Source organism: Tropicimonas sp. IMCC34011, assembly GCF_003390865.1.
GTDB lineage: Bacteria > Pseudomonadota > Alphaproteobacteria > Rhodobacterales > Rhodobacteraceae > Tropicimonas_B.
Window position 1 is genome coordinate 500,809 of sequence record NZ_QMEJ01000003.1, and the last position, 22,152, is coordinate 522,960.

At 68.6% G+C, this 22,152-nt stretch carries 21 protein-coding genes; 8 read left to right on the forward strand and 13 right to left on the reverse strand.

Features of this window, described 5'->3' with window-relative positions; genetic code table 11:
• Positions 1–111: 111 nt before the first annotated feature.
• Entirely contained in the window at positions 112–1,194 is a 1,083-nt protein-coding gene (gene zapE, locus DQG15_RS11925; RefSeq protein WP_198665136.1) for a cell division protein ZapE, read from the forward strand.
• Between the two features lie 69 nt (positions 1,195–1,263).
• Here zapE and DQG15_RS11930 read toward each other — a convergent pair whose 3' ends face one another.
• The 10 genes from DQG15_RS11930 to DQG15_RS11985 all read right to left on the reverse strand — a co-directional run bounded on the left by DQG15_RS11930 (position 1,264) and on the right by DQG15_RS11985 (position 13,464).
• The gene (locus DQG15_RS11930; protein ID WP_116085498.1) at positions 1,264–2,526 is read right to left on the reverse strand and encodes a folylpolyglutamate synthase/dihydrofolate synthase family protein; all 1,263 of its coding nucleotides are present in this window, start codon (positions 2,524–2,526) and stop codon (positions 1,264–1,266) included.
• Positions 2,523–3,551: an acetyl-CoA carboxylase, carboxyltransferase subunit beta gene (gene accD / locus DQG15_RS11935; protein WP_116085500.1), complete on the reverse strand. Its 1,029-nt coding sequence runs from the start codon at positions 3,549–3,551 to the stop codon at positions 2,523–2,525. The genes DQG15_RS11930 and accD overlap by 4 nt, the downstream gene beginning before the upstream one ends.
• Positions 3,552–3,649: 98 nt before the next feature.
• Positions 3,650–4,543, reverse strand: a complete 894-nt coding sequence (locus DQG15_RS18195; protein ID WP_157968975.1) for a CPBP family intramembrane glutamic endopeptidase — start codon at positions 4,541–4,543, stop codon at positions 3,650–3,652.
• Positions 4,544–4,753: 210 nt separating this feature from the next.
• Positions 4,754–6,073: a pitrilysin family protein gene (locus DQG15_RS11955; RefSeq protein ID WP_116085506.1), complete on the reverse strand. Its 1,320-nt coding sequence runs from the start codon at positions 6,071–6,073 to the stop codon at positions 4,754–4,756.
• Positions 6,070–7,488: a pitrilysin family protein gene (locus DQG15_RS11960; RefSeq protein WP_116085508.1), complete on the reverse strand. Its 1,419-nt coding sequence runs from the start codon at positions 7,486–7,488 to the stop codon at positions 6,070–6,072. Before DQG15_RS11960 ends, DQG15_RS11955 begins: the two co-directional genes overlap by 4 nt.
• A gap of 170 nt (positions 7,489–7,658) precedes the next feature.
• Positions 7,659–8,177: a DUF3035 domain-containing protein gene (locus DQG15_RS11965; protein WP_116085622.1), complete on the reverse strand. Its 519-nt coding sequence runs from the start codon at positions 8,175–8,177 to the stop codon at positions 7,659–7,661.
• A gap of 67 nt (positions 8,178–8,244) precedes the next feature.
• Positions 8,245–8,712: a signal peptidase II gene (lspA, locus tag DQG15_RS11970; RefSeq protein WP_116085509.1), complete on the reverse strand. Its 468-nt coding sequence runs from the start codon at positions 8,710–8,712 to the stop codon at positions 8,245–8,247.
• A gap of 6 nt (positions 8,713–8,718) precedes the next feature.
• A complete protein-coding gene (purH, locus tag DQG15_RS11975) occupies positions 8,719–10,305 on the reverse strand; it encodes a bifunctional phosphoribosylaminoimidazolecarboxamide formyltransferase/IMP cyclohydrolase (protein WP_116085511.1) in 1,587 nt (528 codons plus the stop codon).
• A gap of 6 nt (positions 10,306–10,311) precedes the next feature.
• Positions 10,312–12,048 (reverse strand): heparinase II/III family protein, encoded by a 1,737-nt coding sequence (locus tag DQG15_RS11980; RefSeq protein ID WP_116085513.1) that lies wholly within the window; start codon positions 12,046–12,048, stop codon positions 10,312–10,314.
• Between the two features lie 96 nt (positions 12,049–12,144).
• Positions 12,145–13,464 (reverse strand): RsmB/NOP family class I SAM-dependent RNA methyltransferase, encoded by a 1,320-nt coding sequence (locus tag DQG15_RS11985; RefSeq protein ID WP_370454185.1) that lies wholly within the window; start codon positions 13,462–13,464, stop codon positions 12,145–12,147.
• A 38-nt stretch (positions 13,465–13,502) separates the two neighbouring features.
• Between DQG15_RS11985 and DQG15_RS11990 the strand changes: the two genes are divergently transcribed.
• Positions 13,503–13,688: a DUF1674 domain-containing protein gene (locus tag DQG15_RS11990; RefSeq protein WP_116085516.1), complete on the forward strand. Its 186-nt coding sequence runs from the start codon at positions 13,503–13,505 to the stop codon at positions 13,686–13,688.
• Positions 13,689–13,702: 14 nt separating this feature from the next.
• On the opposite strand, the gene dapB is transcribed toward DQG15_RS11990, so the two are convergent.
• Complete coding sequence (gene dapB / locus DQG15_RS11995; protein ID WP_116085518.1) at positions 13,703–14,512, reverse strand: 4-hydroxy-tetrahydrodipicolinate reductase; 810 nt, start codon at positions 14,510–14,512, stop codon at positions 13,703–13,705.
• Positions 14,513–14,832: 320 nt separating this feature from the next.
• Between dapB and rbfA the strand changes: the two genes are divergently transcribed.
• The 3 genes from rbfA to DQG15_RS12010 all read left to right on the forward strand — a co-directional run bounded on the left by rbfA (position 14,833) and on the right by DQG15_RS12010 (position 17,838).
• On the forward strand, positions 14,833–15,285 hold the full coding sequence (gene rbfA / locus DQG15_RS12000) for a 30S ribosome-binding factor RbfA (protein WP_116085520.1): 453 nt from the start codon (positions 14,833–14,835) through the stop codon (positions 15,283–15,285).
• A complete protein-coding gene (locus tag DQG15_RS12005; protein WP_116085522.1) occupies positions 15,278–16,042 on the forward strand; it encodes a phosphodiester glycosidase family protein in 765 nt (254 codons plus the stop codon). Before rbfA ends, DQG15_RS12005 begins: the two co-directional genes overlap by 8 nt.
• Positions 16,043–16,155: 113 nt before the next feature.
• On the forward strand, positions 16,156–17,838 hold the full coding sequence (locus tag DQG15_RS12010) for a DNA polymerase Y family protein (protein ID WP_232830817.1): 1,683 nt from the start codon (positions 16,156–16,158) through the stop codon (positions 17,836–17,838).
• Between the two features lie 5 nt (positions 17,839–17,843).
• Here DQG15_RS12010 and DQG15_RS12015 read toward each other — a convergent pair whose 3' ends face one another.
• A complete protein-coding gene (locus DQG15_RS12015; RefSeq protein WP_116085623.1) occupies positions 17,844–18,503 on the reverse strand; it encodes an ABC transporter ATP-binding protein in 660 nt (219 codons plus the stop codon).
• A gap of 11 nt (positions 18,504–18,514) precedes the next feature.
• Positions 18,515–19,774 (reverse strand): sugar transporter, encoded by a 1,260-nt coding sequence (locus DQG15_RS12020; protein WP_232830818.1) that lies wholly within the window; start codon positions 19,772–19,774, stop codon positions 18,515–18,517.
• A 112-nt stretch (positions 19,775–19,886) separates the two neighbouring features.
• On the opposite strand from DQG15_RS12020, the gene DQG15_RS12025 reads away from it, so the two are divergent.
• From DQG15_RS12025 to DQG15_RS12035, 3 genes are all read left to right on the forward strand, one after another.
• The gene (locus DQG15_RS12025) at positions 19,887–20,639 is read left to right on the forward strand and encodes an ABC transporter permease (RefSeq protein WP_116085525.1); all 753 of its coding nucleotides are present in this window, start codon (positions 19,887–19,889) and stop codon (positions 20,637–20,639) included.
• A 9-nt stretch (positions 20,640–20,648) separates the two neighbouring features.
• Positions 20,649–21,569 (forward strand): glycosyltransferase, encoded by a 921-nt coding sequence (locus DQG15_RS12030; protein WP_116085527.1) that lies wholly within the window; start codon positions 20,649–20,651, stop codon positions 21,567–21,569.
• 161 nt (positions 21,570–21,730) lie between these two features.
• Positions 21,731–22,072: a DUF2794 domain-containing protein gene (locus DQG15_RS12035; RefSeq protein ID WP_116085528.1), complete on the forward strand. Its 342-nt coding sequence runs from the start codon at positions 21,731–21,733 to the stop codon at positions 22,070–22,072.
• The last annotated feature ends 80 nt before the right edge of the window (positions 22,073–22,152 follow it).

Genomic DNA, 22,152 nt, shown 5'->3' on the forward strand with positions numbered 1-22,152 from the left:
ATTGGCGCGGCGCACGGGCGGTGTCAAAGCAGGTCTCGTGATGAACGACATCACGGGATCGCAGGTGTCGGGACTGGCGGCCCCCGCCGCATCGCCTTACATCCCTCGCCCATGAGCCAGACGCTGACCGATATCTACGAGCACGAAATCTCCTCCGGCGCGCTGTCCCGCGACCCGGCGCAGGAGGAGGCGGTGGCGGAGCTGGACGCGTTCCGGGCCCGCGTTGAAGCGCGGCCCGAAGCGCGTTCGGGCCTTCGCGGGTTCTTCAAGCGCGGCGGGCCGGAGCCGGTGAAGGGCCTCTATCTCTGGGGGGGCGTCGGGCGGGGCAAGTCCATGCTCATGGACCTCTTCGCTGCGAATTCCCCCGGCGGCCGGACCCGCCGGGTGCACTTCCACGCCTTCATGCAGGAGGTCCATGACGGGATGGACCGCGCCAGGAAGACGGGCGTGGACGACGCGGTCAAGCCGGTCGCGGAAGAGATCGCCGAGAAGCTCGACGTGCTCTGTCTCGACGAGATGCAGATCTCCGACATCGCGGATGCGATGATCGTCGGACGGCTCTTCGAGCGGCTGTTCGCAGGCGGGGTCGCCATCGTGACGACATCCAACCGGGAGCCGGCCGAGCTCTACAAGAACGGTCTCAACCGCCAGCTCTTCGTTCCCTTCATCGAGCTCATCGAGGAGCGAATGGAGGTTCACCACCTCGCCTCGCCCACCGATTACCGGCAGGACCGCCTGTCGGGCGGGGATGTCTACTTCTCTCCCGACACGCGGGAGGCGCGGGCTGAGGTCGAGGCGATATGGCAGGACCTGTCGAAGGGCGAAAGCGAGCCGCTCGTCCTGCGCGTGAAGGGCCGCGAGGTTCGGGTGGAGGACTATGCCGGCGGCGTCGTGAAGTCCTCCTTCTACGATCTGTGCGGACGGCCACTCGGGCCAGCGGATTATCTCGCGCTCGCGGATGCCATCCGGGTGCTGGTGCTGATCGGCGTGCCGCGCCTCTCCCGCTCGAACTTCAACGAGGCCAAGCGCTTCGTGACGCTGATCGATGCGCTCTACGAGGCGCGGGTCCGTCTCGTCTGCACGGCGGCGGACACACCCGAATCGCTCTACGTCGAGGGCGAGGGGAGCTTCGAGTTCGAGCGCACCGCGAGCCGTCTGCGCGAAATGCAGGCGGAGGGCTGGGGCCGCGAATGAAGGACGGGGGCGCTGCCCCCGCCTGCCTTGCGTCAGGCTCCCCCGGGGTATTGTCCGGAAAGATGAACCTCAGGCGGTCCGGGAGAGGATGGCGCCTGCGAGGTAGAGCGATCCGCAGATGACGATGCGGGCCGCGGGATCGCGCGTTGCGATACGCGCGACCGCGTCCTCCGCGGTGTCTGCCGTGCTGGCGGAAAGACCGAAGGTACGGGCGGCAGCGGCCAGCGTTTCGGGGGCGTGGGCCTTGTCCTCGTTCGGGATCGGAATCGCCGTGACGGACGCGACATGGGGCGCGAGGGGGGCGAGGAAGGCGGCGGGATCGCGGTCCGCCAGCTGCGCGATGACGAGATGGGTCGTCCGCCGGGGCAGCGTGTCCAGCGTCGCGGCGAGAGCGGCGGCGGCGTGGGGGTTGTGCCCGCCGTCGAGCCAGAGTTCCGCTTCCGAGGCGAGATCCGTCAGCGCGCCTGACCGCAGTCGCTGCATCCGGGCCGGCCAGCGGGCATTCGTCATCGCGGCGTCCGCCCCGGCATCGCGGCCGAGCGCGCGGAGCGCGGCCAGCGCGGTGCCGGCATTGGCGACCTGGTGCGGCCCCGCGAGGGCGGGAAGCGGCAGGTCGAGGAGGCCGGTTTCGTCCTGATAGACGAGACGGCCGTGCTCGACGCCGACGTGCCAGTGCTGGCCGTGGGCGAAAAGGGGGGCGCCGAGCCGCGCGGCGCGGGCCTCGATCACCTCCAGCGCCTCGTCCTCCTGCGGGCCGACGATGGCGGGCACTGCGCGCTTGAGTATGCCGGCCTTTTCGCCCGCGATCTTCGCCAGCGTGTCACCGAGGAATCGCTCGTGATCCATCGCGACGGGGGTGATTATGGTGAGGGCGGGCGCGTCCACGACGTTCGTCGTGTCGCCCGTGCCGCCCATGCCGACCTCGAGGAGGAGCATATCCGCAGGCACGTCCGCGAAGGCGCGGAAGGCGGCGCATGTGATCGCTTCGAAATAGGTGGCGGGAAGGCCGGCAGCGAGAACGGCCTCGAGCGCGGAGGCGAGGCGGTCCTCTTCGATCTCTTCCCCTGCCAGAACGATCCGTTCCGAGAACCGCACGAGATGGGGCGAGGTGTAGGCGTGGACCTTCAGGCCGGCCCCCTCAAGCCCCGCGCGGACCATCGAGAGGGTCGAGCCCTTCCCGTTCGTCCCGGCGATATGGACCACCGGTGGCAGGGACAGGTGCGGGTTGCCGAGCGCCGCGAGCAGGGCGTGGGTGCGGCCAAGGCCGAGCTCGATCTGGGGCGGATGGCGCTCTGCGATCCGCCCCAGAAGAGCGTCGATCCGGGGTGTCACTTCGCCGGGGGCTTGGTGGAGGCGGCCTGAACCGCGGCGCCCGGTTTGCCCTGCTCGTCCGGGGCCGGGGCGGCCGGCGTCTTGCCCGTGTCGCCCTTGGTCGCCTCGGCCGGCTCGGGCAGCGGGACAGGAGCGGGCTCGGGATCGGGGGCCGGCAGGTCCCCGGCGACCGCTTGCGGCAGCCCGAGGAGCATCCGGGTGATCTGGATGAGCTCCTGGCGGAGCTGCTTGCGGTGCGTGACGCGGTCGAGCATCCCGTGGTCGAGCAGGTACTCGGCGCGCTGGAAGCCCTCCGGGAGCTTCTCCCGGATCGTCTGTTCGATCACGCGCGGGCCGGCAAAGCAGATGAGCGCGTTCGGCTCGGAGATGTGGACATCCCCCAGCATCGCGTAACTTGCCGTGACGCCGCCAGTGGTGGGGTGTGTCAGCACGACGATGTAGGGCAGGCCCGCATCCTTCAGCATGTCCACCGCGACCGTCGTGCGAGGCATCTGCATCAGGCTGAGAATGCCTTCCTGCATCCGCGCGCCACCGGCGGCGGAGAACAGGATCAGCGGGCGCTTCAGCTTCACCGCGCGCTCTGCCGCGGCGATGATCGCGTTGCCGACGTACATGCCCATCGAGCCGGCCATGAAGGAGAAGTCCTGCGCCGCTGCGACGACCGGCGTGCGGCCGATCTCGCCCTCGGCGACCAGCATCGCCTCGTGCTCCCCGGTCTGGCGCTGTGCCGTCTTCAGGCGGTCGCCGTAGCGCTTCTGATCGCGGAACTGCAGCGGGTCCGTGACCGGGTCGGGCACCTTCACCTCGACGAAGGTGCCGCCGTCGAACAGCGTCGCGAAGCGGTCCCGCGGCGTGATCGACATGTGGTGGTCGCAGGCCGAGCAGACGTTGAGGTTATCCCTCAGCTCGCGATGGAACAGCATCGTGCCGCATTCGGGGCACTTGGTCCAAAGGTTCTCCGGCACTTCGCGACGGGAGAAGAGCGAGTTGATCTTGGGCCGGACGTAGTTGGTGATCCAGTTCATGCGGCCTTCCGTCTGGCGGTCAGGGTCTAGGACAGTGGCGCAGGAGATAGGACGCGCGCGCCCGAAGCGCAATCGACTTGGGCGTGATGGAGCGGGATCTACCGGTCGAGCACACGCACAAGAATCGCCCAGATGCCCACGAGGACGACGATGGAGAAGCCCATACCGAGGCTCTGCGCGCCGGTCTCGCCGATCGGCACGTCCGAGACATAGAGCGCGAGGCCCGTGATCGTGTCCTCGATGGATACGAGGAGGAGAGCGATGAAGTTGTTGGCGAAGTGCAGCCCCATCGCGGCGCCGAGGGAGCCTGTCCGCTCGGTGAGGTCCGCCGCGATCAGTCCGAAGGTCAGCGCGGACAGCAGGACGAGCGGCAGGTTCGCGCCCGCCTCGGGCGACCAGTGAAGCAGCGCGAAGAGGATCGCCGGCAGCCAGTACCAGATCCAGCGGGCGCGGAAGCGCGCGGCGAGTTGCTGCATCAGGTAGCCGCGGAAGACCAGTTCCTCCGATCCGGTCTGGAGCAGGAGAAGCGGGAGGGAGAGCGGCAGGAGCATTGCCCAGGTGGCCGCGTCGAGATTGGGCGCCGGCGCGTCGAAGAGCCACCCGATGGCGGTCAGGAGGCCGAGCACGGGCAGGGCCACCACAAGGGCCGCGAGGAACCCGCGGCGCCACTCGGACCATGGTCCGAAAAGCGAGCCCGGCCCGCGGAAGTGCAGTGCCGCGGCCGCGACGAGCGCGCCGATGAACATCCCGGAGAAGGTCAGGAGAAGCGTGAGGACCTGGCCGGGCGTGTAGGCGGTGGCGAGGGTCGTGAGGAACGGCAGGATATCGTAGACGCTGCCCGCCCCCGCGAGGAGCGCCGCGGTGATTCCGAGCACGATCGCGGTGCAGCCGACATAGACGATGATCAGAAGCAGAAGACCGGCAACGATGCGCCAGATCTGGGGATAGAGACGGGCATCGTGCAGCATCGCCTCGAATTCGGGATGGCGCATGGGCTCGCGTCCTTGTCAGCTTCCGCCTGATCGACGTAGCGCGGCGCCGCATCCCGCGCAATGGCGGTGCGGGAGCGTGATGCGGCGTGGACGTCGGGGGGGCGTGTTGGCGGGGCGCCAATCAGATCATCGCGAGAAAGTTGCGCGCGGCGCGTACCGCGTGAAGGCCGACGCCGCGCCGGGATCGCGGGGTCCCGACGCGGCACAGTCTCAGTTCGTGTCCTGCAGGTCCTCCGGCTGGCCGACGACGACGAAGCGCAGGGTATCGGGATCGATCAGCCGGTCCGCGACGCGGGCCACGTCATCCAGCGTCACCGCCTCGACCATGGCATTGCGCTCCTCGAGATAGGAGACGGGCAGATCGTCCATCTGCATGGAAACGAGGATGTTGGCGATCCGCGCGTTGCCGTCGAAGCGAAGAGGGTAGGCGCCGGTGAGGTAGGTCTTGGCGCGGTCGAGCTCGGCCTCCGTCACGCCCTCCTCCGACAGGCGCTCCCATTCCGACCGGATCACGTCCACCGTCTCGGCGACGCGGTCGTTGGCAGAGGCGACCGAGCCGAGAAGCAGGTCGGCGTGATCCATGGAATAAAGCGCGGTTCCTACGCCGTAGGTCAGGCCGCGCTTCTCCCGGACCTCCTCCATCAGGCGCGATTCGAAGCCGCCCCCGCCGAGGATGTGGTTCATCACGTAGGCGGGGAAGAAGTCCGGATCGTCGCGGTCGATGCCTGCCTGTCCGAAGGTGACGACCGATTGCGGCGTGTCGAAGGGGACGACGGTGACCCCGCCGCCGGCTTCGAATGCGGTATCTTCGGGAAGGGCGGGGCCTTCGGGCGGAAGGCCGTCAAGAAGCTCGTCGAGCTCGCGGCCCAGTGTTTCGGCGTCGATGTCGCCAACGGCGGCGACATGGATGCGATCCGTCGCCAGAACCCGCTGGCGCGCGGTTTCCAGATCATCGGCCGTCAGCGCGCGAACGCTCTCGGGAGTCCCCTGCAGCGACGAGCCGTAGGGGTGTTCGCCGAAGGCCAGTTCGTCGAAGGTCCGCTGGCTGATGGAGCCGGGATCGACGGCATCGGAGGCGAGGCCGGAGAGGACCTGCGCCCGCACCCGTTCCACCGCGCGATCGTCGAAGCGGGGCTCCGTCAGGGCGAGGTGAATAAGGTCCATCGCCTCATCGATATCCTCCGACAGGAACCGCGCGGAGACGGAGAACGCATCGTCCCAGACGTCGAACTGGATCGAGGCGGCCAGCTCCTCCTTCGCGATGGTGAAGGCTTCGGCGTCCATGTCGCCGGCGCCTTCCTCGAGCAGCCCCGTCATCAAGTTGATCGCGCCGCGCTTGCCGTCCTCGTCAAGCGATGCGCCGCCCTCGAAGCGCAATTCCAGCGCGACGAAGGGGATGGAGGGTTCCTCGACCAGCCACGCCTCGACGCCACCGGGGGAGGTGATCTCCTCGACGTCGATCTCGGCTTGGGCTGCGGTGGCCGCAAGGAGGGCAAGGCCCGCCGCGGCGACGGTGCGGTAGAGGATCATTGGATCGCCTCCTCGCCGGTCGCGCCGGCCTCTTCCTGTGCGGGATCCGGCGTCTCGGCCGGTACGGGGTCGGCCTCTGCCATGTTCTCCGGGCCGGAGAGGTAGCCGGTGACGGACGCCGCTGGGCGCAGCGCGCTCCGGGCTGCGGCCATCACGTCCTCTCTGGTCACCGCCTCGAGGATATCCGGCCAGGTCTGGACGTCCTCGACGGTGAGCCCCACCGCGAGGGCTTCGCCGTAGCGACGGGCAAGGCCCTGGAGGCTATCCCGGGCGTAGATTTCGCCGGCGCGAACCTGGCTCTTGATCCGCTCGAACTGCGCGGCGTCGACGCCATCCTCGAGGAACCGGTCGATCACGCGGTCGATATCGGCCTCGGCCTCTTCCAGCGAGCGCCCTTCGGCCGGCACGAGGGCGATGGAGAACGACGCGTCATCCACCGAGGTGCCGTCGTAGTAGGCGGAGGTGTAGAGCGCGACGGCCTCTTCGAGTTCGAGCGTCCGTGCCATCAGCGAGGTCTGACGGGAGCCGCCCAGAAGCGCGGCGAGAAGGGTCAGCGCCGCGGCCTCCTCCTGATCGCCGGGATCCCGCTCAGGCACGGTGTAGGTCCGCATCACGGCGGGCTGTGCGACGCGGGGATCGGTCATCTCGAGGTGGCGCGCGGCGAGCTGCGGCGGCTCCTGCGGTCGCGTCCGCTCGGGCAGGTCCGGGTTCGCCGGGATCGGGCCGAAATGGGTCTCGGCCAGTGCGCGCACCTCGTCCGGGTTCACGTCCCCCGCGACAACGAGGATCGCGTTGTTCGGCGCGTAGTACCTCTCGTAGAAGTCCAGTGCGTCCTGGCGGGACAGCTCCTCCATCTCGTGGCGCCAGCCGATCACCGGTATGCCGTAGGGGTGGTTCAGGAACTGGGCGGCGCGGCGCTGTTCGCCGAAAAGCGCGCCGGGATCGTTCTCGACCCGCTGGTTGCGCTCCTCGAGGATCACGTCCCGCTCCGGCAGGACGACCTCGTCGGTGAGGACGAGGTCCGTCATCCGGTCCGCTTCCATCTGCATCATCAGGTCGAGCCGGTCGGCGGCGACGCGCTGGTAATAGCCGGTGTAGTCCCAGCTTGTGAACGCGTTGTCCGAGCCGCCCTGAAGGGCAACGGTCTCGGAGAACTCGCCGCTCTCCATCTCGTCCGTACCCTTGAACATCAGATGCTCGAGAAAATGGGCGATGCCCGATGTTCCGGCCGGCTCGTCGGCGGCACCGACCTCGTACCAGACCATGTTGACCGCAACGGGGGCGCGGTGATCCTCGATCACCACGACCTCCATGCCGTTCTCAAGCGTGAAATCCGTGACCTCTCCCACCGCCTGGGCGAAGCCCGGTGCGAGAGCGGCCGCCACGAGGGCGGCGGCGCCGGGAAGCCGCGTCATGGGCAATCTCCGTTACTTTGCATTCGCGGCAAGATTGCGCAGGGCCGCCGCCGCGGCAACATGCTGAACGCTCTTGTGAGAAGGCGTGTTTCCCGCGGAGGGTCTGCGCAGAGGGCTCGGGCCTGTTCGCCCGGCCTCACGTTCGGATCGGGCCGAGATCCCTCGAGACCTTACTCCGCCGGATCGGGCGGTGCGCCGACGGTGCGGACACCGAGGCGGCGGAAGCGTTCCAGCTCCCGGTGCTGGTCGAGCGATTGCCCCGCATAGACGCTGTAATACCGGTTCACGTTGAACACGCGTTCCAGCAGCCGGCCGCGGTTGTCCCGCCTGAAGGCGGCATCTGCGGATGCCAGTTCGGAGCGGATCGACGGGCGGACGCCGAAGCGGGTCACCTGATTGAGAAGCGCGGGCTCGCCGCGATACTCGCCGGAGCGGGCGAGCGCGACGGGGCTGCCGCCGAGCGCGGCGACGGTGTCTGCTTCCGGCGTGGGGTCGGTGCGGTTCGCGGCGCCGGGCGTGGGCGGCGGCAGGTCCAGCGTGCCGGGGATCTCGATGGGTTTGGTCGGCAGAATCGCGAACTCGTCCGGCTCGTTCTGCGACCGCCCGATGTTCATCAGCCCGTCATCGCCGCCGCAGGCCGCCAGAAGCGCCAGAGGCACGCAAAGCAAGGCCGCTCGTCCGACCCTCATCGCTCTGCCCATGACCGTCCCTCCGTTTCCGGCTTTTGTCGTTCCTTAACGGATCGCGAACGGCCCGTCACGGGGACTTTTTGCGCTCCCCCGTGAACAGGAGCAACCCCGCCGCACCGGCGAAGATGAACACGTCCGCGAGGTTGAAGATGTAGGGATTGTCGATCCCGCAGCAGGACATGTTGAGAAAATCCATGACGCCGGGATGGAAGACGCGATCGAGCGCATTGCCGAGCGCCCCGCCGACGACAAGGCCGGCGGAGGCGTATTGCACCCACGTCGTGAAACTCCGCCGCGCCCAGATCGCGAGCATCAGCGAGATCGCAAGGGCAAGGCCGATCAGCACGAGCCGCGCCTCGCCCGCCGCGAAGAGGCCGAAGTTGATGCCGGTGTTGTAGCCGGTGATGAACACCAGATACGGCGGCAGGACCTCCAGCCCCCGGCTCCCCGCCACGCCGAGCCCGTAGAAGACCCAGTACTTCGACACCTGGTCGACGACGAAGGCGAGGAGAGAGGTGATCCAGAAGGTCCGCATGGGGCGTCAGTGCCTGAAGTGGCGGACGCCCGTCAGCACCATGGCGAGCCCGGCCTCGTCCGCCGCGGCGATCACGTCCTTGTCCCGCATGGAGCCGCCCGGCTGAATGACGGCCGTCGCCCCGGCTTCGGCGGCGGCGAGAAGGCCGTCGGGGAAGGGGAAGAACGCGTCGGAGGCGACGACGGAGCCGCGGGTCGGCGGCTCGGAGAGACCCAGCGCCTCGGCCATGTCCTCGGCCTTGCGCGCAGCAATGCGGGTGGAATCCACGCGGCTCATCTGGCCGGCGCCGACGCCGACGGTCGCGCCGTCCTTGGCATAGACGATGGCGTTCGACTTGACGTGCTTCGCCACGGTCCAGGCGAAAATGAGGTCGGCCATCTCCGCCTCCGACGGCGCGCGCTTCGTCGCGACGGTGAGGCCGGCGGGGTCGAGATGATGCGCGTCGCGGTCCTGAACGAGGTATCCGCCCGAGACCTGTCTGACCGTCGTCGCGGCCGCGGCGGGATCGGCCAGCCCGTCCGTGATCAGGAGGCGAAGGTTCTTCTTCGCCGCGAAGATCTCGCGCGCCGCGTCGTCCGCGCCGGGGGCGATGACCACCTCGGTGAAGATTTCCGCGATGGCCGCGGCGGTCTCGGCGTCGAGCGGCCGGTTGAGCGCGACGATGCCGCCGAAGGCGCTCGTGCGGTCACAGTCGAAGGCGCGGGAATAGGCGTCCGCCAGGGTGGCGCCGCCGGCGACGCCGCAGGGATTGGCATGCTTGATGATGGCGCAGGCCGGGCCCTGGCCCGCGAACTCGGACACCAGCTCGAAGGCCGCGTCCGTGTCGTTGATGTTGTTGTAGGACAGCTCCTTGCCCTGCAGCTGCTTCGCCGTGGCGACGCCCGGGCGCCCGGAGCCGTCGGTGTAGAAGGCGGCGGACTGGTGCGGGTTCTCGCCGTAGCGCATGGTCTGGGCCAGGGTGCCGGCGAAGGTCCGGCGGCGGGGCGCCTCGATCTTCATCGCGCCGGCCATCCATGTGGAGACGGCGGCGTCGTAGGATGCGGTCCGGGCGTAGGTGATCTGGGCGAGGTTGCGGCGGAACGCGAAGGACGTTGCCCCGTCATTCCCGTCCAGCTCCTCCAGAAGAGCGCCGTAATCCTCGGGATCCGTCACCACGGCAACATGGGCGTGGTTCTTCGCCGCCGCGCGCAGCATGGCCGGGCCGCCGATGTCGATGTTCTCGATGCAGGTATCCCAGTCGGCGCCTTTCGCGACGGTCGCCTCGAAGGGGTAGAGATTGACCACGAGGATATCGATGGGGGCGATGCCGTGCTCCTCCATCGACGCCGTGTGACCGGCGTCGTCCCGGAGCGCGAGCAGGCCGCCATGAACCATCGGATGCAGCGTCTTCACCCGGCCGTCCATCATCTCGGGAAAGCCCGTCAGCTCGGACACGTCCCGCACCTCGAGGCCGGCGGCGCGAAGCGCCTTCGCGGTGCCTCCCGTCGAGACGAGCTCGACACCGCGCAGGCTCAGCGCGCGAGCCATCTCTTCGAGGTCGGTCTTGTCGGAAACGGAAATCAGGGCCCGTTCGGGGCGGATAAGGTCGGCCATGTCGGGCTACTCCCAGCTCAGATCGGCCTCAGCCCCACCGGCGAGGTCGCGGATGCCGGCGGGGGTACCTTGCGCTTTCGCCAAGGTCCAGCCGATCTGCGCCGCGGACCCGCCGATTCGCCCCGGCAGGACGATCTGACGCGTCGCCCGCGGTTTCAGGCGCCCGCGTTCAAGATAGACGGACGGCACGAGGCTGATACCGTCCGCGCCCGTCTGCTCGAACACCCAGACCTCGCCGCTCGGAAGCCCGAGGGTCAGACTCTCGCCCTCCATCCGTGCCTCGACCGAGGGGTGCAGGTGGAATCGCACGGAGAACGGCACGCCGCCTGCGCCCGTCTCCCCGAGCCGCCTCTCGAGGAGCGCCCGGTCCGCCTCGCTGAGCGCGCCGAGCGTGTCCTCCCCGGTCAGCGTCCGTCCGTCCCGGGAAAGAACGAGGGTGCGCACGTGGGTCAGTCCGTGGGTCGCGATATAGCCGTCATGTCCGGCCACGATCTTCTGCTCGCCGGCCGTGCCACCGCGCTGGAGCCGGACCTCGCCGGGACGATGGCGCAGCTCGTCGCCCGCGGAGCCCGCGGCGAGGCGGGAGGACCAGACGCCATCGAGCCCCAGCGTCGAATGGCTCTGGGTCGACCGCCCGGCGCGCCGCCACGTCTCCCCGAACGTCGCGCCGGAGCCACAATTGACGATCAGCGGCCGACGCCCGGAGGTCAGTTCGAAGGCAAGCGTCGAGGCGTGGCCGTCCGGCCCGCCGGGGGGCGGAGCCGCATCCATGATGACGGAGGTTCGACCGGCCGCGAGGCGGGCATAGCCCATCGTGGGACCCTCGGGAGGCGCGGTGCGGCGGCCCCATGCGGACAGGGCGAGGTCGAGACGCCCTTCGGCGCCGCGTCCGCCGCCATGAAACCGCGCCAGCCCCCCGTCGGCGTGGCGCAGTGCCCGGAGCACGGGCGCGCTTCGCTCCAGGGCCTGTGTCAGGGCGCCCGGCGGCGTCCGACCGGCGTCCTCGAGCGCCTGGGATGTCCACGACAGGAGGGTGAAGACGTCCAGCAGCTCCTCGGGATTGCGGCTGCGGAGGGCGCCGCCCGCGTCGATCTGCCGGCCGCATTCCTTCGCCAGACCGCGCAGGGCCGGATCCATCCGGACCGCCGTGCCTGCCTGCGACAGCGTCGACAGTATCAGCCCGCACAGGGCCTCGATCCGCGGCCGTCCGGCCGGCGCCGCGCTCCATCTCTTCGACACGAAGACGGTCTGCCCGGCGAGCGATGCGAGGAAGTCCCGCCGCCTTGTGGCGGTCTGACCACGGAGCAGGAACGGTGCGTGCTGGACCCATCGCACCAGCCGCCGCCCGGCGAGCTCCGGCGTCCAGCCCTCCCCGCGCCCTTTGCCGTGGCGGGCGATCCAGCCCCATGTCCAGTCCTGCGCCGCGCGCCGCGCCCGGGCATCGCCGAGCGCCGCCAGGTCGTCGAGCCAGCCGAATCCCTGCCGCGCGCGCTCGAAGCCGGGGCCGGGCGCCTCGATATCCCAGATCGCCGTGTCCGGCGCTTCGACGAGATGGCCCGCGAAGAGAAAGTCGCCGGCAAGAAGCTGGCGGCCAAGAGCGACGGAGCCGATCATCCGTGGCTCGCTGACGCTTTCGAAACTGTCCGGGGGCGGGGTGCGCGCCGCGCGGCGGGCATGGAGACGGTTCAGCCAGCGCGTTCGCCGCGCGGCCCATGTCTCACCTGCCTTCGCCTCCTCCGGCATCGCTCCCCCGGTCAGTCTGTACGGCCGTCGGCGGACCCTAGGTAGCGCCGCGCGGGCTGTCACCGGAAGGATGCGGCTTTGCCCCGCTCCTGTGACTTATGCGCCGCCCGGCTTGCGGTAGGCCGCGATCCAGAAGCCGTCGATGCCGCCTCTTTCCGCCCAGTTTTCCGGCGTGATCCGCAAGGCGCCGGGGCGCGCGGCCCAGCTCGGGTCGAGGCCGGGGACGCGGTCCATCGCCTCGGGGTCGGGCACGAGGGATGCGGGCACGGCGAGGTCCTCGCCCTCCTGCGGCAGGAGCGAACAGGTGCAGACCACGAGCCGGCCGCCGGGCCGCAACATCTCCGCCGCCCGCTCCAGAAGAGTCGTCTGCAGCGCGGCCAGCTCTCTGACCTGAGCGGCGCTCTTGATGTAGGGCAGGTCCGGGTGCCGCCGGATCGTGCCGGTTGCGGAGCAGGGGGCGTCGAGCAGGATCGCGTCGAACCCGGCCTCCGGCTGCCAGGCGGTCGCATCCGCGACGACGATCTCCGCGGCGAGGCCCGTCCGCGCAAGGTTGTCCCTCAGACGGCCCAGTCGCTGATCCGACACATCGAGGGCCGTCACCGATGCCCCCGTCGCCGCCAGCTGCAGCGTCTTGCCGCCGGGGGCCGCGCAGAGGTCCAGCACCCGCTCGCCCGGCTGTGCGTCGAGGAGGCGCGCGGGGAGGGCCGCCGCTGCATCCTGGACCCACCAGGCGCCGTCATCGTAGCCGGGAAGCGCGGAAATCCGGCCCGGCGTCGCGAGCCGAAGCGAGCCCGTCGGCAGGCTCTCCCCCTCGGGCAGGGCGGCATCCGGGCCGCGCGGGGTCACGTCCACCGGCGGGGTGGTCTCGAAAACCGCTTCCATCTTCGCCACGCGGGCATTGCCATAGGCAGAGGACAGACGGCCGCGCAGCCAGCCCGGCAGGCGCTTCGGCGGAGCCTTGTCCCAGCCGTCGCGTCCGTCAGCGGCCAGCTTGCGCAGGACCGCGTTCACCATTCCGCTGGAACGAGGATGCCGCTTCTTCGCCAGCGTTACCGCCTCGCTCACGACACCATGAGGCGCGCTGCCATCGACCATCAGCTCGGTTGCAGCAAGCCGCAGGATATCGCGGATTTCGGGACGTGGAGGCCGCGCGAGAAACGGGCCGAGCGCGGCATCGGCGCGGGAGGACAGGCGCAGCGTCTGCCGGGCCAGCCGCCCGGCACGGGCGCGCACCTCGGGCTGGGCGTCCTTGTAGGGGGCTTCCGCCTCCAGATCGGCGAGACTGCGGCGGTCCCGCTCGACGCCTGCGATCAGGGTCAAGGCGAGCGCTCGCGGGTCCTGAACGGCTTTCGCGCGCTGTGACATTTGCCTCGGGCCTCGTTGCACGGTGGTCTGCGCGGCGTATATGAGGGGCATCCCTGCCGCAAGTTGCCCTGAAGGGGCGGAAGGACGCCATGACCGACACGCCAGAGACCCGTCCGGAGCTTCCCGATGCCGCGCGCCGTGCCCTCGCCGAGGCGGCCGAACGCCGCGAGAAGGACAATCGGCCTGACCTTCCCCCGGAACTCGGTGGCCGCGACGGCCCCGAACCCGTTCGCTACGGCGACTGGGAACGCAAGGGAATCGCGGTCGACTTCTGACGTCGCCGCTACCCTCAGAGTCCCAGAACGTCCGCCATCGAATAGTGGCCGGGCCCTTGCGACTGACCCCAGAGCGCGGCTCGAACGGCGCCCCGCGCGAAGATCGCCCGGTCCGTCGCCACGTGCCGCAGAACGACTCGCTCGCCCTGGCCGGCCAGAATGACGTCATGCTCGCCGACGATGTCGCCTGCGCGGATGGCCGAGAAGCCGATTGTCCCGGCCTCGCGTGGACCCGTTATCCCGTCCCGCGCGGCGCGGTACACCTTCTCCAGATCCTGCCCGCGCCCCTCGGCGGCGGCTTCGCCCAGCATGAGCGCCGTGCCCGATGGCGCGTCCACCTTGTGGTGATGGTGCGCCTCGACGATCTCCACGTCCCATCCCTCGAGCGACGCGGCCGCCTGCTTTGCAAGCTGAACGAGCAGGTTGACCCCGAGGCTCATGTTGCCGGCGCGCACGACGACGGCATGGCGCGCGGCCGCATCGATCCGCGCGATGTCCTCGCTGGACAGGCCCGTCGTGCCGATCACGTGGACCGCGCGCGCCTGTGCCGCGAGATCCGCCATGGCGACCGTCGCGGCGGGGGCAGTGAAGTCGATCACGCCCTGCGCAGAGGCCATCGCTTCAAGCGGATCGTCGGTCACTACGACGCCGAGCGGAGCGCTGCCCATCGCCTCGCCGGCATCGCTCCCGATCCAGTCATGACCCGGTCGTTCCAGGGCTCCGGCGATGCGCAGATTCGGCTCTTCCGACAGCACCTGCAGGAGCATCCGGCCCATCCGGCCCGAGGCTCCGGCCACTACGATTCCCGGTAGATCTCCGGCCATGTGTCGTCTCCATCACTGAGTGGGTCCCGCATAGACCGGCAACGCGCCCCGCGCAAAGGTGATGCGCGGTGCGCGAGGCGATGAAGCGCCATGCAGCCCGGCGAAGTCCTGCGAAGAGGGTCTCTCCTGCCGCAACGATCGGTGGCGGGACCGCCCCGGGTGGAGGGGTGTTGTTCCGGTATCCTCCTCTCGTTGCCGGTTTGTTGCGCGGGTGCGCTTTCGCGTCCCGGCGTCCGTCTCCGATCCTTTTGGGTCTGCAGGGCGGTCAGCAAGACTGCATCCGCTTGCGCGGGGCGGCCGCCCTGCCTAGGTGTGCCTCCATGGGACGATCCAGATTCAACGAGCATGGCGGGGGCCCGTCGCAAAGACAGCTTCGCGTCGGCGAGCTCATCCGCCGTACGCTGTCGGACGTGTTGGCGCGCGGCGACATTCACGATCCGGAGCTGCAAAGGCTGTCGATCACCGTCGGCGAGGTGCGAACCTCGCCCGACCTGAAGGTCGCGACGGCGTTTGTCCTTCCCCTTGGCGGGCGGGGCGCCGAGGAGGCTCTGGCGGCGCTGCGGCGGAACCGGGCCGAGCTTCGACGTGCCGTCTCCAAGGAGATGACGTTGAAGTTCTCCCCGGAATTGCGATTCTCTATCGATGAAACCTTCGATCAGATGGATCGGACCCGCGCGCTCTTCGACAGCGACGTGGTCCGCCGCGACGTCGAGGCGCCCGAGGGCGAGGACGAGACCTCCGGGCCGGCCGATACGGGGCCCGAACATGGCTGATCGCCCGGGCCGCCGGGTTCTCCTGCTCCTCGGCGCCCTTCTGGTGCCGGTCCTGTTTCCCCGCGCCGCCGCGGCGGAGGTGTCCTGTGAGCGGATCACCTTCGAGGATGCGCCCTACACCGTTTGCCGCGCCGATGTCGGATCGGACGACATTCGCGTCTTCTACAGTGACGCGTCGGGCGGGATCTACGGCGGCTTCTCCTCCGTCGATACGATGCTGGCCGAAGAGGGCCGGACGCTGGCCCTTGCCATGAATGCCGGCATGTATCACGGCGATCGCAGCGCGGTGGGCCTTCTCATCGAGGACGGAGCGGAGAAGGCGCCGATCGTCACGTCCGAGGGCCCCGGCAATTTCGGCCTTCTGCCGAACGGCGTCTTCTGCCTTACCGAGGAGGGAGCCGGCGTCGTCGAAAGCCGTGCGTTCGCCGAGGACCCGCCAGCTTGCCGTTTCGCCACCCAGTCCGGGCCGATGCTCGTGATCGATGGCGCCCTGCACCCCCGCTTCATCGAGGGAGGCGACAGCCGGCATATTCGCAACGGCGTCGGCGTCTCCGAGGATGGAACCACGGTGTGGTTCGCAATCTCCGATGCGCGCGTGAACTTCCACGACTTCGGACGACTGTTCCGCGACAGGCTGGGCGTGCCGAATGCCCTGTATCTCGACGGCAAGGTCTCCCGCCTCCATGCTCCGTCCATCGGCCGGTCCGACCCGGGCTGGCGCCTCGGCCCCATGATCGGCGTCGCCGTCCCCCGCTGAGACTCGACTTCGGTTGCGACTCACCTTACCGGTGAAGTGTGAACAAAAGGCGAACAAGTGGCCACCCGCAGATGCCTTCCTCGCGCCGGATCCTTTCCTTGTGGTTCCCCCGGATGGGAGCGGAACGTCTGCTCCGCCTGGAACGGGCGCGATCCACGACGGCGATCGCCGTAATCCGGGAAACCGGAAACACGCAGATCATCGACTCGCTCTCCGAGGCGGCAAGCGCGGCCGGACTGTCCCCGGGCCAGCCACTTCGCGATGCGCGTGCCTTGTGCCCGGATCTCGTGACCCGTCCCTCGGATCCCAAGGCGGAGGCCGCGTTCCTGCGCCATCTTGCGCGCTGGGCCGGGCGCTATTCGCCATGGGTCGCGCTGGCGCCGCCGGATGGCCTCGCCATCGATCTCAGCGGCTGCGCCCACCTTTTCGGCGGTGAAGAGGCGCTTCTGCGCCAGGTTCGGGCAGATTGCGCTGAAGTGTCGTTGAGCGTCTGCGCGGGGATCGCCGACACGCACGGCACAGCCTGGGCAGTGGCCCGGTTCCATGCGCGCTCGGCGGGACCCTTGCGGAACGGCGATGCGATCGATCAGGAGGCCCGGGCGACCCGGTCGAGAGCGGCGCGCCGGCGGGGCAGGGGCACCGGAGAGATGAACGAGAGTGCCCCGCGGGGCGGGTCTCCCATCGTTCCGCCGGGGGGCATGCGGGCGGCGCTCGCCGCGCTTCCCGTCGCCGCACTGAGGCTGCCCGATCCGATCCTGGAGCAGCTTGCGCGGCTGGGATTGCGGCGGATCGAGGATCTCGCGGGTCAGCCCCGGGGAGCGGTGGCCAGGCGGTTCGGACCGGAAATCGGCCTGCGTCTCGATCAGGCGTTCGGGCTCGCGCCGGAACCTCTTTCGCCGATCGCCCCCGATGCGCCCTTTTCCGCCCGGCTGTCGCTGCCCGATCCGATCGGGCTGGAGGCGGATATCCTGGCGGGAATCGACCGGCTGCTGCCTGCCTTGTGCGACAGGCTCGCAGATCGGGGCCGCGGTGCGCGGCGCATCGTGCTCCGGCTTTTTCGCTGTGATCACACCTCCGGGCAGGTCGAGGTCCGCCTTGCCCGGCCCTCGGACGAGCCGATCCGGATCCGCCCCCTCCTGGCGATGCGGCTGAGCGATATCGATGCCGGCCCGGGGATCGACGCGATGCGGCTCGAGGCGCCTGAAACGGAGGTGCTGCGCAAGGAGCAGGGGCGGCATCCGGTGGCGGCGCAAGGTGGCGGAACCGCGGACTCTCCGGCGGGCATGGCGGCCAGGGGGCCGACTGCGCCGGACCCTTTGCCCGCGAAGCCCGATGCCGAGTTTCCCGAACTTGTCAGCCGGATCGGCGTTCGGGTCGGTCTCGAGGAAATTACCCGCGTTGTCCCGGGAGACAGCTACCTGCCCGAGCGCAGCGGCCAGATCATTGCCGCGGCCTGGGCCTTTCCGGCGGAAGCCTGGCAACCCTGCACGGTCCATCCGCGGCCCCTGATCCTCTTTCCGCCCGAGCCTGTTCACCTGCCGGCCGGCCGGGTCGCGACACATGCTCCCAAGGCAGCCCCCTGCGAGTTTCGCTGGCGGGGGCGGACCCTTGTCGCGAAGGATCAGTCCCAGAGCGAGCGGATCTGTCCGGAATGGTGGTGGGACCATCCTGACTGGCGAAGCGGGTTCCGCGATTACTGGCGGGTGGAGGCCGAAACGGGAGACAGCATCTGGATCTACTTCGCCCATGGAGACACGATGTCCGCCGGGTGGTTCTGTCACGGGATCTTCGGCTGATCGGTTCACGCGGCTTCGAGGATCTCCCGGTGATGGGAAATCGCGTCCTTGATATCGTCATGCCAGGTCAGCCGCCCTTGCTCCAGAACGGCCCCGGAGGTGCAGATCCGGGAGAGAAGCGGCATCGAGTGCGACACGACGACGGCGCCCGCATGCGCGAGCCGGTGCCGGAAAAGCACTTCGCACTTTGCCCGGAAGGCCGCATCGCCGACGCTCGTCACCTCGTCCACGAGATAGGTGTCGAAGCGGATGCCCATGGAGAGGCCGAAGGCGAGGCGGGACTTCATCCCGGAGGAATAGGTCCTCACCGGCTGGCGGAACTGCTTGCCGAGATCGGCGAAGTCCTCGACGAACGCGCAAAGCTCGTCGGTGTCGACTCCGTAGATGCGGCCGACGAACCGCACGTTCTGCGCTCCGGTCAGGTCGCCATGGAACGAGCCGGCGAACCCCACGGGCCAACTGACATGGCCCTGCCTGGTGATCTTCCCCGAATCGGGCGCAACCGTCCCCGCGATCATGCGCAGAAGCGTCGATTTCCCGGCCCCGTTCCGGCCCAGCAGCGCGATCGACCGGCCTGCGGGGAAGCGCGCCGTGAGATTGTCGGCCACGACGCGGCTGCTCCCCTTACCGCGCCAGATCTTGCTCACGTTCTGGAGCCGGATCATCGACTTGCCCGTCATCGCCGATCTCGCAGCGAATAGAAGACGAGCGTCCCTATGGCCCAGAGCAGCACCGCGAAGAGACTTGCGACAAGCAGGATGAGCGGCCTGTCCGGGAAGCGGGCGGTCTCGGCCCGCGTCGGTGCGATGAAGGCCGCGAGATATCGGCTCTGTCGCCGCGCTTCTGCCACGGCGGCATCGAGGGCGGCCCGTGCCGCGACATAGGCCCCTTCGGCGAACTCCCGCTCCGCGGTCAGGCGCTCGAACTCGGAGACGGTTTCGGCGTAGCTCGCCCTGTCCTGCGCGGCGGTGCCGAACTTTTGCCGCTCCGCCTCGATCCTCCCTTCGATGATCTCGATCCTGCGCTCCGCCTGTTCGACCCTGGGATCGGTGTCGCGCGTCCTGTTCCTCAGCAGGTCCAGCTTGATCATCTCGTCCGCAAGTTGCTGCTGCAGCGTATCGATGAGGCCCATCTGGCTCTGCACGTCCGCGGCGGGGTCCACGACGCGGGTCGTCGCCCGGAAGCGGGTCAGGCGCGCGCGAGCATCCTGAAGCCGGGCTTCGGCTTCCGAAAGTTCCCTGCGCGCATGGCGCGTCGCATCTTCCTGAGCCTGGTCCGACAGGGCGTTGATCATCTCGCCGCTTCTGCTCAGGACGACCTCCGCGATGCGCTGCGCGTCCGCGGCTTCGAATGCACGGACATGCATCTCGATGAGACCCGATCCGGGATCGTAGCTCACCCGCACCATGCGCTGCCAGTAATCGACCAGATCCTCCAGGGACGCCTCCGGATCGAGGGCGAAGAGAGGATCGCGCGCGTGCGGGGCGCTCCAGGCAGCGCGAAGATCGATCTGGGCCTCGACAGCGATCACCAGATCCTGACTTTGCAGGTAGGCATGGAGGATATCGGCATCGGCCGTGTCGCCGCCGCCCAGATCGCCGAGGCCGCCGAGAAGGTCGATCCCAGATATGCCTTCTTCCTTGCGCACTGCGAAGCCCGCATCGGACGCGAACTGGTCCGCGGCACGATCGTAGAGATACCCGGCGGCAAGGAGGATCGGCGCGAGAACGAACAGTGCGAAGCTCGCGATCAGTCGTCTGTGGCGCCTTTTCGACCGCGCGGGAGACGCCGCCGGGCGGACGACATGCGGCTTGTGGAACGCCTCCGGCAGAACCGGGCGGGGCCCCCCTTTCTTCGCCGCTGGAATCGGCGGCCGACGCAGCAGCGCCGGTGCGGCCGGCGCAGGGTTGGTGGCGAGCGCGGCGGTGTGCGGCATGTGGGCCTCCGGACCAGAATCGTCTCGCCGCCCTCTTTATCCCTCCACGCTTAAACGTCCCCTTAACGGGAACGGAGTACGAACCCCTTCAGGGTAGCGATGAGGAGCTCGTATGAGAGTGATCGGCGCGATGATGCTCCGTGAGATGGCGACCAGCTACAGCCGGTCGCCGGGCGGCTGGTTATGGGCGGTGGCAGAACCCGTCGCTGCCATCACTCTGCTGTCGCTGCTCTTTTCGATGGCATTTCGCGCGCCCGCGCTCGGTCAGAACTTCCCGCTGTTCTATGCCACGGGATACCTGCCGTTCATGCTCTTCAGCGATGTGTCGACGAAGATCGGCGCAGCGCTGCGATTCTCGAAGCCGTTGCTGGCGTATCCCCGCGTGACGTGGATCGATGCGATCCTCGGCCGTTTTTTTCTCAACCTGCTGACGCATCTGCTCGTCACATGCGTGGTCATGGCGGGGATTGCAGGGATCTACGGCGTGGCCGGCCCGGCCCGCCCAGGGGCGCTGCTCAATGCGCTTGGAATGGCGGCTGCCCTGGCGCTCGGCGTGGGAACGCTGAACTGCTTCCTGCTCGTCATGCTCCCCGCGTGGGACCGGATCTGGCAGATCGCTACACGGCCCCTGTTCATCGTGTCCGGTATCTTCTTTCTCTTCGAGGCCGTACCGGAACGGTATGCGGGCGCGCTGTGGTTCAATCCCCTCATCCATGTGACCGCTGAATTCCGGAGGGGCGCCTATGCCGGCTATACCCCGGATTGGGTCAGTGCCGCCTTCGTTTACGGCGTTGCTGCCGGGGTATTCGTTCTCGGCCTGATTCTTCTGCGTCGCCATAGCCGCGACATCCTGGCTCGGCTCTAAGGCGGTGGCATGATGCGCGATCACGTTGCCATCCTTCTCGGCCTTTACGGCGAGACGCCTTTCCTCGGCGCCCAGCTCGATTCGATTGCAGCGCAGGACCATTCTGACTGGACCCTGTTCGCGGGGTGCGACGACGCAGGTTGCAGCGGGGCCATCGCCGGCATCGATCCCGCGCGAGTGCGGATGATCGCGGGGCCCGGGCGGGGGTTCGCCGCCAACTACCTCAACCTCTTGGGCTACGTCGACGCCGACACCTCCTATGCCGCGTTCTGCGATCAGGACGATGTCTGGCATCCTGACAAGCTGCGCCGCGCAATTGCAGAGTTGCGACAGGTGGAGACCGGAACCGCGGCGCTCTACGTCGCGCGAACGCGCGTGGCTGGCGCCCTCCTCGATCCGAGGCACATCTCGCGCGCTGGCGGCGGGCGGCCATCATTTGCCAATGCTCTCGTTCAGTGCATCGGAGGGGCGAACACGATGGTAATGAACCGCGCCGCGCTCGACCTGCTTCAGGCTGCGCGGCACGAGGCGCTGGGAGAAAATGGCCCCGCATCGCATGATTGGTGGGCCTACCAGATTATCACTGGGGCGGGCGGAGTGGTCCTGACCGATGATGCGCCGAGTGTCCTCTATCGCCAGCACGGTGCGAATCTCGTGGGTGACAATTGCGGCCTCGTTCCGTTCCTCCGCCGCGTCAGGCTCATGCTCGGCGGTCGGTACAGGGCGTCGGCAGAAGGCGGGTACGCGGCGCTTGCGGCGTCCGTCCACAGGATGACGCCGGCGAACCAGGCGATCTTCGCGGAGTTCCGCCAGGTGCGGCGACTTCCAAGACTGCGTCGTCCACTCGCGTTCCGTCGCGCTGGGATCCGCCGGCAGGGCCGTATCGGTACCGCCTTGTTCTACCTGGGGGCAGCCCTCGGCGGCACGTGACATCTATCATGCAAGGCGCTGCTCTTTGTCCGCGTTCGTGCCACCTCCGAGGAATGTCCGATGGCCTTCGCGGAGCAGCGCTGTGGTCACGATGTCGAATGGACTGCCTTGGTGGCCCCGAAGTGCTTGATCTGGGAGGCTTCAATGCACAGAGTTTGTGGATGACGTTCCAGTCCGGTTCATCCATAACCCCGCACGTTCCCGACAGGGTCGCCTTCGATCGGCTCGAGCTGGGCGCGATCCTGACGCTCTACGGGCGAATGGTGGCTGCCGGCGAATGGCGGGATTACGGAATTTCGATGCTCAAGGACGTCGCCGTCTTTTCCATTTTCAGACGCACTGCGGAAAACCCGCTCTACCGGATCGAAAAGCGCCCTCGGCTCCGCAGTCGTCAGGGGATGTACGCGGTGATCGGCATGGATGGGCAGATCCTGAAACGCGGGCACGATCTGCGGTCGGTGCTGCGTGTGCTCGAGCGCAAGTTGATCCGTGTGGTCGACTAGGCCGCGGCGTTCCGGCGCACGCGGTTGCCAAGCAGGGCGCCGCAGATCTCGACGTCTATCTCATTGAACCTTCTGACGTT

Coding starts and splice junctions, on each gene's coding strand:
- DQG15_RS18195 (WP_157968975.1), bottom strand. CDS start 4,543: ATGCGCCATCCCGAATTCGAGGCGATGCTGCACGATGCCCGTCTCTAT.
- DQG15_RS11960 (WP_116085508.1), bottom strand. CDS start 7,488: ATGACGCGGCTTCCCGGCGCCGCCGCCCTCGTGGCGGCCGCTCTCGCA.
- DQG15_RS12025 (WP_116085525.1), top strand. CDS start 19,887: ATGAGAGTGATCGGCGCGATGATGCTCCGTGAGATGGCGACCAGCTAC.
- DQG15_RS11985 (WP_370454185.1), bottom strand. CDS start 13,464: ATGCCCCTCATATACGCCGCGCAGACCACCGTGCAACGAGGCCCGAGG.
- DQG15_RS12020 (WP_232830818.1), bottom strand. CDS start 19,774: ATGCCGCACACCGCCGCGCTCGCCACCAACCCTGCGCCGGCCGCACCG.
- purH (WP_116085511.1), bottom strand. CDS start 10,305: ATGGCCGACCTTATCCGCCCCGAACGGGCCCTGATTTCCGTTTCCGAC.
- DQG15_RS11955 (WP_116085506.1), bottom strand. CDS start 6,073: ATGATCCTCTACCGCACCGTCGCCGCGGCGGGCCTTGCCCTCCTTGCG.
- DQG15_RS11980 (WP_116085513.1), bottom strand. CDS start 12,048: ATGCCGGAGGAGGCGAAGGCAGGTGAGACATGGGCCGCGCGGCGAACG.
- DQG15_RS12010 (WP_232830817.1), top strand. CDS start 16,156: ATGGGAGCGGAACGTCTGCTCCGCCTGGAACGGGCGCGATCCACGACG.
- DQG15_RS12005 (WP_116085522.1), top strand. CDS start 15,278: ATGGCTGATCGCCCGGGCCGCCGGGTTCTCCTGCTCCTCGGCGCCCTT.
- lspA (WP_116085509.1), bottom strand. CDS start 8,712: ATGCGGACCTTCTGGATCACCTCTCTCCTCGCCTTCGTCGTCGACCAG.
- accD (WP_116085500.1), bottom strand. CDS start 3,551: ATGAACTGGATCACCAACTACGTCCGGCCCAAGATCAACTCGCTCTTC.
- dapB (WP_116085518.1), bottom strand. CDS start 14,512: ATGGCCGGAGATCTACCGGGAATCGTAGTGGCCGGAGCCTCGGGCCGG.
- DQG15_RS12015 (WP_116085623.1), bottom strand. CDS start 18,503: ATGATCCGGCTCCAGAACGTGAGCAAGATCTGGCGCGGTAAGGGGAGC.
- DQG15_RS11990 (WP_116085516.1), top strand. CDS start 13,503: ATGACCGACACGCCAGAGACCCGTCCGGAGCTTCCCGATGCCGCGCGC.
- DQG15_RS12035 (WP_116085528.1), top strand. CDS start 21,731: ATGACGTTCCAGTCCGGTTCATCCATAACCCCGCACGTTCCCGACAGG.
- DQG15_RS12030 (WP_116085527.1), top strand. CDS start 20,649: ATGATGCGCGATCACGTTGCCATCCTTCTCGGCCTTTACGGCGAGACG.
- rbfA (WP_116085520.1), top strand. CDS start 14,833: ATGGGACGATCCAGATTCAACGAGCATGGCGGGGGCCCGTCGCAAAGA.
- zapE (WP_198665136.1), top strand. CDS start 112: ATGAGCCAGACGCTGACCGATATCTACGAGCACGAAATCTCCTCCGGC.
- DQG15_RS11965 (WP_116085622.1), bottom strand. CDS start 8,177: ATGAGGGTCGGACGAGCGGCCTTGCTTTGCGTGCCTCTGGCGCTTCTG.